This window comes from Metabacillus sp. SLBN-84, assembly GCF_053629595.1.
Window position 1 is genome coordinate 1,015,171 of record NZ_JBRJIP010000001.1, and the last position, 11,966, is coordinate 1,027,136.

Annotated in this window: 9 protein-coding genes; 7 read left to right on the forward strand and 2 right to left on the reverse strand. The window is 45.8% G+C overall.

Features of this window, described 5'->3' with window-relative positions; genetic code table 11:
• The first annotated feature begins 64 nt into the window (after positions 1-64).
• The 3 genes from RKD52_RS04990 to RKD52_RS05000 are packed head-to-tail and all read left to right on the forward strand — an operon-like array spanning position 65 to position 4,936.
• The gene (locus tag RKD52_RS04990) at positions 65-1,093 is read left to right on the forward strand and encodes a sugar phosphate nucleotidyltransferase (protein WP_454098891.1); all 1,029 of its coding nucleotides are present in this window, start codon (positions 65-67) and stop codon (positions 1,091-1,093) included.
• Positions 1,090-2,541, forward strand: a complete 1,452-nt coding sequence (glgA, locus tag RKD52_RS04995) for a glycogen synthase GlgA (protein ID WP_029278750.1) — start codon at positions 1,090-1,092, stop codon at positions 2,539-2,541. The genes RKD52_RS04990 and glgA overlap by 4 nt, the downstream gene beginning before the upstream one ends.
• Positions 2,531-4,936, forward strand: coding sequence for a glycogen/starch/alpha-glucan phosphorylase (locus RKD52_RS05000; protein ID WP_454098892.1), 2,406 nt, complete (start codon positions 2,531-2,533; stop codon positions 4,934-4,936). Before glgA ends, RKD52_RS05000 begins: the two co-directional genes overlap by 11 nt.
• A 58-nt stretch (positions 4,937-4,994) precedes the next feature.
• On the opposite strand, the gene RKD52_RS05005 is transcribed toward RKD52_RS05000, so the two are convergent.
• Together RKD52_RS05005 and RKD52_RS05010 are read right to left on the reverse strand one after the other, a co-directional pair.
• Positions 4,995-5,738, reverse strand: coding sequence for a TraR/DksA C4-type zinc finger protein (locus RKD52_RS05005; RefSeq protein ID WP_454101142.1), 744 nt, complete (start codon positions 5,736-5,738; stop codon positions 4,995-4,997).
• 152 nt (positions 5,739-5,890) lie between these two features.
• Positions 5,891-6,826 (reverse strand): 1,4-dihydroxy-2-naphthoate polyprenyltransferase, encoded by a 936-nt coding sequence (locus RKD52_RS05010; protein ID WP_454098893.1) that lies wholly within the window; start codon positions 6,824-6,826, stop codon positions 5,891-5,893.
• A 299-nt stretch (positions 6,827-7,125) separates the two neighbouring features.
• Here RKD52_RS05010 and RKD52_RS05015 point away from each other — a divergent pair, with 299 nt between their 5' ends.
• The 4 genes from RKD52_RS05015 to menB are packed head-to-tail and all read left to right on the forward strand — an operon-like array spanning position 7,126 to position 11,932.
• Positions 7,126-8,547 (forward strand): isochorismate synthase, encoded by a 1,422-nt coding sequence (locus RKD52_RS05015; protein WP_454098894.1) that lies wholly within the window; start codon positions 7,126-7,128, stop codon positions 8,545-8,547.
• Positions 8,534-10,285, forward strand: coding sequence for a 2-succinyl-5-enolpyruvyl-6-hydroxy-3-cyclohexene-1-carboxylic-acid synthase (gene menD / locus RKD52_RS05020; RefSeq protein WP_454098895.1), 1,752 nt, complete (start codon positions 8,534-8,536; stop codon positions 10,283-10,285). Before RKD52_RS05015 ends, menD begins: the two co-directional genes overlap by 14 nt.
• On the forward strand, positions 10,282-11,085 hold the full coding sequence (gene menH / locus RKD52_RS05025; protein ID WP_454098896.1) for a 2-succinyl-6-hydroxy-2,4-cyclohexadiene-1-carboxylate synthase: 804 nt from the start codon (positions 10,282-10,284) through the stop codon (positions 11,083-11,085). The genes menD and menH overlap by 4 nt, the downstream gene beginning before the upstream one ends.
• A 28-nt stretch (positions 11,086-11,113) precedes the next feature.
• Entirely contained in the window at positions 11,114-11,932 is an 819-nt protein-coding gene (gene menB / locus RKD52_RS05030; protein ID WP_369734502.1) for a 1,4-dihydroxy-2-naphthoyl-CoA synthase, read from the forward strand.
• Positions 11,933-11,966 lie beyond the last annotated feature (34 nt).

The following is an 11,966-nucleotide window of genomic DNA, read 5'->3' on the forward strand; positions in this document are numbered from 1 at the left end:
GTGTCAGCAGTGAAATCCTATTTATTTCCGATGAAAAAAAACGAATACGAGAGGTGGAACAGCTATGAATCAAAGGATGCTGGGAATTATTGATGCAACAACGTATACAAGTGCCATCGAGGACTTGACGGTAAATCGTTCAATGGCAGCGGTCCCGTTTGCAGGACGCTACAGATTAATAGACTTTATCTTATCGAATATGGTGAACTCGGATATTGACAGTGTAGCAATCTTTCCGAAATACCAGTACCGTTCTCTAATGGACCATCTTGGTTCAGGAAAGCAATGGGACTTAAACAGAAAGCGTGACGGACTGTTCTTCTTCCCGTCACCGCATTTAAATGATCAATACAGCGAGTTCGGATCGATCCGCCAGCTGTCAGATCATATTGATTATTTCCTCAGAAGCAAGCAGGAATACGCAGTTATTGCAAACAGCTATACGGTCTGCAATATCGACTTTAAAGATGTTCTTGCCAAGCATGTGAAAATGGGCTGCGACATAACGGAAATCCGCAAAGACGGCGAGTCACTGCAGATGTATGTCATGTCAACAAAACTGCTGCTGAATCTGATTCATGACAATAATCAGACAGGATATAAAACGATAGCCCAGGTAATCATGGATAATACCCACAAGCTTATGATCTGTGATTATGAATTTGACGGATATGTCGCCATTATCGATTCGACTGAAAGCTATTACCGCCACAGCCTTGAAATGCTGAAGCCGGAAGTCTGGCAGCAGCTGTTCCTTACAAATCGTCCGATTTTAACGAAAGTAAAGGATGAGCCGCCTGCACGCCACGGCCAGAACGCCGTAGTGAAAAATTCGATGATTGCAAATGGCAGCGTAATCGAAGGACATGTTGAGAACAGCATTATTTTCAGAGCCGTTCATATCGGAAAAGGAACCGTTGTGAAAAACGGCATCATCATGCAGAAATCACAAATCGGTGAAGACTGTGTTCTTGAAAATGTCGTGCTTGATAAAGATGTCAAAGTTGGAAGCGGCATTGAACTGAAAGGAACATCCGATCTTCCGGTTGTCCTCAGAAAAGGAACGGTACAAGGAGCGCTGATGAAATCGTGAAAGTATTATTTGTCGTATCGGAATGTGTTCCCTTTGTAAAATCAGGAGGCCTGGCCGACGTTGCGGGAGCACTGCCGAAGGAGCTTAAGCGCCTCGGGACGGACATAAGAGTAGTCCTGCCTAAATACGGGCAAATCCCAGAGCGCTTCCGATCCAAAATGAAGAAAGTGAAGGAGATTGTCGTTCCTGTCGGATGGAGACGGCAATATTGCGGAATTGAGCAGCTTGAATTTGAGGGTGTCACGTATTATTTCATCGATCATGAATATTATTTTAAGCGTGATTCTTTATATGGCCATTATGATGACGGGGAACGGTTCTCTTTTTTCTGCAGAGCCGTTCTTGATTCCATTAAGGCGGTTGACTTCCAGCCTGATGTGATCCACTGCCATGACTGGCATACAGGTATGGTTCCATTCCTTCTAAAAGAGGAATATGCCTCGCAGTCTTTTTATGAAAATATGAAAGCAGTCTTCACGATTCACAATCTGCAGTTTCAGGGGATTTTTCCGAGAGAAATTCTTTATGATCTGCTTGGCCTTGATGACCGTTATTTCAACAATGATCAGCTTGAGTTTCACGGCATGGTCAATTTCATGAAAGCTGCTCTTGTAGCCTCTGATTTGATCACGACGGTAAGCCCGACGTATAAAAATGAAATTCAGACCCCATATTTCGGAGAGCGTCTTGACGGTCTGCTGCGGGTGAAGGAAGCGTCTCTTGTCGGGATTCTAAACGGCATCGATGACACGATCTACAACCCCGGGGATGATCCATACATAGCATTCCCTTATGACGAACACAGAGCTCAGAATAAAGCGAAAAACAAAAAAGAGCTTCAAAAGATGTTTGGCCTTCCTGAAAAAGAGGATACGCCGCTCATGACAATGGTTACGCGGCTGACTCAGCAAAAAGGACTCGATCTTGTTGAGCGCGTGCTGCATGAGATGCTGCAGTCTGATATGCAGATGATTATCCTTGGAACTGGAGAAAAGAAATTCGAGGATTTCTTCCGCCACATGGAATGGCTGTTTCCGGATAAGTGCAAAGCATATATCGGCTTTGATGAGCCTCTTGCACACCGCATTTATGCCGGTTCAGACTTCTTCCTGATGCCGTCGCAGTTTGAACCGTGCGGACTTGGACAGCTGATTGCCCTCCGCTATGGATCCATTCCGATTGTAAGGGAAACAGGCGGACTGAATGACACTGTTACCTCCTACCGGGATGATACAGGTGAAGGGAACGGGTTCACCTTCACAAATTTCAATGCGCATGATATGAAGCATACAGTCGACCGTGCATTTTCTGTTTATAAAAACAAAACCATTTGGAACAGCCTTGTCAAAACAGCTATGAAGGAAGATTACAGTTGGGCGCAGTCTGCGTTTAAATACAACCAGCTTTACGCTGATTTAATGACTAGGAGTGGGAGTCATGTTCTCTGACAAAAACGAGTTTAAAAACAGTTTTCTGAAGCGTCTGGAGATGATGTACGGTAAAACGTTTGCTGAGTCGACTAAACGCGATCAGTACCAAACGCTTGGAAACATGGTAAGAGAACATATCAGCAGCCATTGGATCCAGACAAATGAATGGAACCGCGCAAGCAACAACAAACAGGTCTATTACCTGTCAATCGAGTTTCTGCTTGGCAGGCTGCTCGGACAAAATCTGTTAAACCTGGGAATCCGGGATGTTGTGCTTGAAGGGTTTGCTGAGCTTGGCATTGATCTTGAGGAGATCGAGGAAAGCGAAGCAGATGCAGGCCTTGGCAATGGCGGTTTAGGCCGCCTTGCTGCCTGTTTCCTTGATTCGCTGGCATCTCTTAACCTTCCGGGCCATGGCCTTGGAATACGCTATAAACACGGCCTTTTTGACCAGAAAATCGTGGACGGCTATCAGGTGGAGCTGCCTGAGCAGTGGCTTAGACACGGCAACGTCTGGGAGGTGCGCAAGCCGGATCAGGCCATTGAAATTCCTTTCTGGGGAAAAATCGAACATGTAATGGAGGATGGAAAGCTTGAATTCCGTCACGTTCATGCAGAAAACATAATGGCTGTGCCTTACGATATGCCCGTCATCGGCTATGAAACGAGCACGGTTAATACTCTGAGACTGTGGAACGCTGAACCGTCTCCAAACCCGCCTAACCGCGACGTGCTTGCGTATAAACGCGAGACAGAAGCTGTTTCTGAATTTCTGTATCCGGACGATACACATGATGAAGGAAAAATTCTTCGTCTGAAACAGCAGTATTTTCTCGTCTCTGCAAGCCTGCAGTCCATCATAAGATCCTACCTGAAAAAGAATGATACACTGCATGAATTTCACAAGCATGTAGCCATTCATGTCAATGATACACATCCGGTTCTGGCCATTCCTGAACTGATGCGCATTCTTCTTGATGAAGAGCACATGGAATGGGAAGAAGCCTGGAACATCACCGTTGGCACGATCTCCTATACAAATCATACAACACTGTCTGAAGCACTTGAAAAATGGCCGCTGCATATCTTTAAACCGCTGCTGCCGCGGATTTATATGATTGTCGAAGAAATAAATGAAAGATTTTGCAGAGAATTGTGGAATCGTTTCCCTGGGGACTGGAAGCGGATTGAAAATATGGCGATTATTGCGCACGGCGTCGTCAAGATGGCTCACTTAGCCATAGCAGGCAGCCACAGTGTAAACGGAGTAGCCAAAATCCACTCTGATATCCTGAAAAACAGGGAAATGAAGCTGTTTCATCAAATCTATCCGCAAAAATTCAACAATAAAACGAACGGCATTACTCATCGCAGATGGCTGCTGAAAGCCAATCCGGAGCTGACAAGTCTGATAACGGATACAATCGGCACAGACTGGATTAAAAAGCCCCATCTGATGATTGAACTGAAAAGGCACATTTACGATCCGCTGCTGAAAGAACAATTTGCAGCTGTAAAACAGAAGCGAAAGAAAATCTTAGCTGACATTATTGAAAAAAATACCGGCATCAAGGTAGATGAACATTCCATTTTTGACGTTCAGGTTAAGCGCCTCCATGCCTATAAACGACAGCTGCTGAACGTGCTGCACATTATGTATTTGTACAACAGGCTGAAAGAGGATTCTAATTTCTCCATTCATCCTAGAACCTTTATCTTTGGGGCAAAGGCATCACCGGGCTATTATTACGCCAAGAAAATCATCAAGCTGATTAATGCACTTGCCGACAAAGTAAACAATGACCCGAAAGTTTCAAAAATGATGAAAGTCATTTTTATGGAAAACTACAGAGTGTCACTTGCAGAGCATATTTTCCCTGCTGCAGACGTCAGTGAGCAAATCTCTACAGCAAGCAAGGAAGCATCGGGCACAGGCAACATGAAATTCATGATGAACGGCGCCCTGACTATCGGAACTCTGGACGGGGCAAACATTGAGATTCTTGAAGAAGTGGGGAAGAAAAACATTTTCACATTCGGATTAAAGGCTGAGGAAGTCTTAAACTATTATGAAAATGGCGGATATCGCTCAAGCGAATATTATCACCATGATCTGCGGATCAGACAGGTGGTTGACCAGCTCACAAATGGATTTTTCCCTGATACGGAAGATGAATTTGAGGCGATAAAAGACTCCTTGCTGTATGAAAACGATCAGTATTTCGTTCTTCGGGATTTCGCATCTTATGTGGATGCACAGGATCAGCTTGAAAAGGCCTATCAAAATCAGGATAAGTGGCTCGAAAAAGCCCTGTTGAACATTGCGCATTCCGGTTATTTCTCCAGTGACCGCACCATTCATGAATACGCAGACGGCATTTGGGACATCCAGCCGATTCCTGTACTGCATTGAAAAACCCGCTTTTAGCGGGTTTTTTTTTGGCGGTAAAATCTTTACAGGACGCTCTATTCTACTCTGTGTAAGGGTCTTTTTCGTATTCAGGCAAATCACCGAACGGCGTCATCAGACCCTCTTCATCAAGAGTGTGTTCATATTGCCTGTGCTGAATGGTCGGATATACGGTTACATTCTTTCCTTCAATATCTGTGGCAGTGAAGTTTTCGTAATCTTCGACATAGCCCGTTGGATCATCATTTTCCATGTAGACGTCATTGTATGAATCGACGGGATATTCAAGGTCTGAAGGTGTTTCGGAGTTTCCGTACCGCTCGACATCCTGATACGTATCTTCTGCATCATAAGCCTCAGAATCGCTTTCATCATACTCAAACTGACCAAAGGCAGGTTCTAAAACGTCTTCTTCAATTGGGCGCTCATAGGAAACAGCCTGTTCAGGTGAGTGCTCCTTGCAGGTGACGGCTGTCGGAAGAACCTCAAGCCGTTCTTCCGGAATGTCCCGGCCGCAGACTTCGCATTTTCCGTAAGTGCCATTCTTGATGGCTGAAAGAGCCCGGTTCACATCACTTAATTCCTCTTCTGCATGCTCGTTAAGGGCAATATCCTTCTCCCGTTCATAAAGTTCCGTGCCTTCATCTCCAGGATGATTATCATAGCTTGAAAGCTCTCCTGTTGAATCATGCCCGAAGCTCTGTTCAAGGCCGTAGTGGCTGTTTTCCTTAAGATGCCGTTCCAGCTCCGCTTTTATCTCTTCAAGAACAGAGCGGAAGGAAGCTATTTGTTCGCTGTTCAGCATTTCCATCACATTCCTTTCCCTGTCTGACCTGCTTTTTGGTTAATCGCTTTTCTTAGTATGGTCAAAAGGCGTATTTTCATGTTTGAAAATGAAAGTTTCCTGGTTCTGCGTGTGAAAGATGCCAAAACAAAAAGGCCCCTTAAGAGGACCTTTTAGATCGTGCTGATAAATAATCCGATCGCAAGCAAAAAGCCGAACTGGATGTTTGTTTGAGCGGTAGCTTTCATAGCAGGCATCATTTCAAGCGGGACGGATTTTCCGATGAACTTTTTGACCGCACTGTATGCTTTAGGCGTGCTGATCAAAACAAGCAAAGCCCATGCTGACAGATAGCCAAAAGCAATCATGACAAGAATGACTGCGTAGGAAGCGGCAAACGTGGCGGCAAGGAAGATGATGGCTTTTTTGCGGCCAATCAGAATGGCCAGGGTCTTCCGTCCGTTTTCTTTGTCGCCGTCAAGGTCACGGATGTTGTTGGACAGCATGATGTTCCCGACTAAAAATGCAATTGGTATGGAAATGATTACGCTGATAGCAGAAATTGTGCCTGTCTGGATATAATAAGCGAGCAGAATAATGACCATTCCCATAAAGAATCCCGCTACAAGCTCTCCAAAAGGAGTGTAGGCTATCGGAACAGGGCCTCCTGTATAGAAGTATCCTGTCGCCATGCAAATCAGGCCGATGACAGCAATCCACCAAGTGGACTCCATACAAATGTAGATGCCAAGCAAGATGGCGATTCCGAAAAAGCCGAAAGCAAGGTTCAGTACTGTTTTTGGCTTTACGCCGTTTCGGACGATTGCTCCGCCGATTCCGACAGAGTTTTCATTGTCTAGACCGCGCTTAAAGTCAAAGTATTCATTGAACATGTTGGTTGCAGCCTGAATCAGAATGGATGCAATGAGCATGGCAAGAAACAGGGCCACATGTATACCGCCTTCATTTAAGGCAAGAACTGTGCCGATCGTAACGGGTATAAAGGCTGCTGACAGGGTATGCGGCCGCAGCAGCATCCACCATACTTTCCAGCTTTTATCCGGTTTAATGGAAGGCATGTTCTGAGTTGTGTGAGATTGTGTGTGCATCTTTTTTTTTCCTCCCCTAGTTGAAGCAGACTAAAGCTGTCAGCTTCACAAAATTAAGTGTAGGAAATTTACAATATTGTGTCAATCCTTTTACAGATGTTTGAACATTGGGGACTATTCCAGCACCTGAAAATTCTTCCTTGAGAGCTTTTCATTTTAAAGTGATGCGGGTAGTAATATAATAAGGATAATAGTCGTTCATTCTATTATACCATTTCTTTGGGAAAGTACTATTGACACCTCTTTCCTCTGGGGTGTATCTTAATATAAGCGATTTTTCGGTTTTGGAGGGATTTCCAATGATTACGGCGTTAGAACATACATTTACGGAGAAATTGAAGGGTGCTTTGGATGAAGCCAGACAGTTAGAAGAACCGGTTATCCTGAGTCAGGTTAAAACATTGCATGAGATCAAGAACCCCCTCCAATTTTATGCGGATGGCGAACAGCATTTTTCAGGCAGCCGGTTTTACTGGGCAACTCCGGGTACACGGTTTACGATTTGTGGTCTGGGCAGTGAATGCACAGTGGAAAATGATGCTGTAAGCGACCGTTTTGGGCGCATTGAAACGGAATGGAAGCGCTTTAAAAAGATTGTTCACCATGAAGATAGTGAAAGTTTTCACATAGGTACAGGCGCCCTGCTTTTTGGCGGCTTTTCGTTTGATCCGCACAATCGCAGCAATGAGCAGTGGAGCCATTTTCCGGAATCTAAGTTTTTTCTGCCTTCTGTGATGCTTACGGTAAAGGAAAATGCATCCTATTTAACCATCAACCGTATAATCAGGCCGGATGACGAGCTTGAGAACTGCGCGGAGCACTTTACGGATCTTGCAAATAAAGTACTCGCCGCACAGCAGCCGGTGAGCATGGAAACGGGCGGCAATTATTCGCTGCAAGAAGCAGATACACATGAATGGATGTCCGCTGTTGAAAAAGCTACAGCTTCCATTAAAAGCGGCAAGCTTGATAAAGTCGTGCTTGCAAGGGAAGTCAGTGTTTCTTATGAGCGTGATATCAATGTCTATGCATCTTTAAATAAGCTTCAGTCAGAACAGCCTGGAAGCTTTATTTTTTCGATAGAAATCGGCAGCAAGTCTTTTATTGGGGCTACACCTGAACGGCTTATCAAAAAAGAAGGCAGCAGACTGCTTTCAACATGTCTTGCAGGGTCAATTAAAAGAGGGGAAACAAAGCATGAGGATACAGAACTCGGCACTGCCCTCTTAAATGATGAAAAGAATCTGATTGAGCATGCCATTGTCGTAAAAATGATCAAGGATTCTTTTGAGGAGTGCTGCAGTGAAATCAGGGTGCCGGATGGTCCGCAGCTTTTAAAAACAAAAAATATCCAGCATTTGTATACGCCAATTGAAGGCACAATGCACGGCGGCAGGTCGCTGCTCAGCTTAGTTGAAAAACTGCATCCAACGCCTGCCCTCGGAGGATATCCAAAAGCAGGTGCACTAGAGATGATCAGAGACATTGAGCCGATGGACAGAGGATGGTATGCAGGTCCGGTTGGATGGCTGGATTCAGACAACAACGGGGAATTTGCAGTGGCTATCCGGTCAGGGCTCATTGACGGGAAACAGGCATCCCTGTTTGCAGGATGCGGAATTGTAGCAGAATCGGATCCGCAGTCGGAATATCAGGAAACGATCATTAAACTGAAGCCGATGCTTTCTGCTCTGGGAGGAATGCAGCATGAGCAAATCTAAATCACTTACCCTTTATGCTGCAAATTTTGCAGATGAGCTGGCAAAAGCGGGGGTCACAGAAGCTGTCATCAGTCCCGGATCAAGGTCAACACCGATGGCGATGCTGATGGCAGAACACCCAGATATCAATATTCACCTTATGATCGATGAAAGGTCCGCAGGCTTTTTTGCTCTGGGGCTTTCCAAAATGCTGAATAAACCGGTAGCGCTGCTGTGTACATCCGGTACTGCAGCTGCAAATTATTACCCTGCTGTCGTTGAGGCATTCTATTCAAGAGTGCCTCTGCTTATTTTGACGGCTGACCGTCCCCACGAACTGCGGGATGTCGGAGCTCCCCAGGCAATTGATCAGATTCATTTTTTCGGGCGGTATGCGAAGTGGTTTGCTGACATGGCAATCCCTGAACAAACAGAAGGAATGCTTGCCTACAGCAGAATGATGGCTGCCCGGGCAGCAGGCAAAGCAATGTCGTCTCCAGCGGGGCCTGTGCATTTGAATCTTCCATTCAGAGAACCGCTGATTCCTGATTTTGACTTAGAGGACATTTGGAAAAACGGGAGCGGCAGAACACATCATGTCACCATCAAACCGGGACAGGCCGTTCTTCAGGACCTTGAAATAGAGAGGATAGCCGAGATGCTTTCCGGTAAAGAAAAAGGGCTGATTGTCTGCGGGGAGATACGTGATCCGCTCTTTACTGATGCTGTCCTTAAACTTTCTGCAGCTTTAAAATACCCGATTCTTGCAGATCCCCTTTCGAACTTAAGAACAGGATCTCATGATAAGTCTGCAGTCATTGATGGATACGACGCTTTTATGAAAGATGATGAACTTGCAAATGAGCTAAAGCCAGACGTGATTCTCCGTTTTGGAGCGATGCCGGTTTCAAAGCCGCTGTTTTTGTTCCTGAAACGATCTCCTGAGATTCTGCAGCTGGTGGTCGACGGACAAGGAGGGTTCCGCGAACCTACTTTGCTGGCTTCTGAAATGCTAGAATGCGATGAAAGCTGGTTCTGTGAAAGTCTGTCGGGGAGGGTTTCTACTGCAGAAAATGAACAATGGCTAAAGACGTGGCAGCAGACAAACAGCACAGCACGGAAGATCCTTTCCTCTCCTGAAGACGGCCCGGACGACCTGTTTGAAGGCAAAGTCTTTACCGAGCTTCAAAAGGCCATGCCGGAAAAAAGCCATATGTTTGTTGGAAACAGCATGCCGATTCGAGATGCAGACAATTACTTCTTAAATTCAAATAAGAACATTTCTGTACATGCAAACCGGGGGGCAAATGGGATAGACGGAGTCGTCTCAACAGCCCTGGGAATGAGTGCCGGTACAGAAGATCCGCTTTTCTTGGTCATTGGAGACCTTTCCTTTTACCATGACATGAACGGGCTGCTGGCTGCAAAAATGCATAAGCTTGACATGACGGTGATTCTTTTGAACAACGACGGCGGCGGCATTTTTTCCTTCCTGCCTCAGTCAAAAGAAGAAAAACATTTTGAAACGCTTTTCGGGACCCCTACCGGGCTGCATTTTCAGCATGCTGCGTCACTCTATGATGCAGCTTATACCCAGCCTGAGACGTGGGAGGCATTTAGAGATGACGTTGAAAACGCTGCTCGCCGAAAGGGGCTGAATATCATCGAAGTCCGTACGAACCGCCATTCCCGTGTCACGATTCATCGAAACTTGATGAATCGTGTTTCCCAGGAAATAAGAGAGATGCTGCGGAAATGATGGTGAAGATAAGAGGGATATCCTACTCGGTTGAAACGTATGGAGAGGGCCGGCCCCTTGTGCTTCTGCATGGGTTTACAGGATCGGCAGAATCATGGCATCCGTTTCTGGGAATATTTCACTCATGCAAGGTGATTTTGATTGATCTGATCGGTCACGGCAGGACTGATTCTCCGGCAGATTACCGCCGGTATTCAATGGAGGAGACGGTGCTTGATCTGCATGCACTTTTTAAAGAGCTCGAACTGGATAAACCTGTGCTTGCAGGCTATTCAATGGGCGGCAGGGCAGCACTGTCCTATGCTCTGCGCTATCCGGATACAGTAAGCAAGCTGATTCTTGAAAGCTGTACCCCGGGGCTACTATTGAGTGAGGAAAGAAAGAAAAGGCGGCAAAGTGATAAGGAACTTGCGGAAATGATTTCAGAAAAAGGGATTCCGCATTTTATACAGTATTGGGAGGAGATTCCGCTGTTTGCATCCCAAAAAGAGCTGCCTGAGGCCATTCAGAACAGGGAGCGCAGCAAGCGGCTTAAAAACAAGGCAGCCGGCCTGGCAAACAGTCTTCTCGGGATGGGGACAGGCTCACAGCCACCTGTCTGGAACGGCCTTTCTTCCCTGCATATCCCTGTCCTTCTCGTATGCGGAGAGCGGGATGAGAAGTTCTGCAGACTTGCAGAAGAGATGAAAGGTTTGCTCCCTCTTTCGACATATATTAAAATAAAAGATGCAGGTCATGCGGTTCATGTAGAACAGCCGCAAATCTTTGGTAAAATAGTAAATGAGTTTATGAATAAGTAAACGTATTCAAAAGGAGGCTGTACGCGAAATGACAGTAGAATGGGTAGCTGAACGCAAGTACGAAGATATTTTATATGAAACGTATAATGGGATTGCCAAAATCTCGATTAACCGCCCTGAAGTACATAATGCATTCCGTCCAAAGACAGTGATGGAGCTGATTGACGCTTTTGCATACGCAAGAGACGATGCAAATGTAGGAGTCATCATTTTAACAGGCACAGGCGGAAAGGCATTCTGTTCCGGAGGAGACCAGAAAGTCCGCGGCCATGGCGGATATGTTGGAGAAGACCAGATTCCAAGGCTGAATGTTCTTGACCTTCAGCGCCTGATCCGTGTTATTCCGAAACCGGTTATCGCGATGGTTGCAGGATACGCGATCGGAGGCGGACATGTTCTTCACATCGTATGTGATCTGACGATTGCGGCTGACAATGCTGTATTCGGACAGACTGGACCAAAGGTAGGAAGCTTTGATGCAGGATACGGTTCAGGATACCTTGCCCGTATTGTGGGACATAAAAAAGCGAGAGAAATCTGGTTCCTATGCCGTCAGTACAATGCACAGGAAGCGCTAGACATGGGACTTGTCAACACAGTAGTGCCTCTTGAAAAACTTGAAGAAGAAACCGTTCAGTGGTGTGAGGAGATTCTTGAGAAGAGCCCGACTGCCATCCGCTTCTTAAAAGCTGCATTTAATGCGGATACAGACGGACTTGCCGGCATTCAGCAGTTTGCAGGTGACGCAACTCTTCTTTATTACACGACAGATGAAGCAAAAGAAGGAAGAGACGCTTTCAAAGAAAAGCGCAATCCTGACTTCAAACAGTTCCCGAGATTTCCTTAAGGGCATGCAGCAGCTTGATGAGTTCATCAAGCTG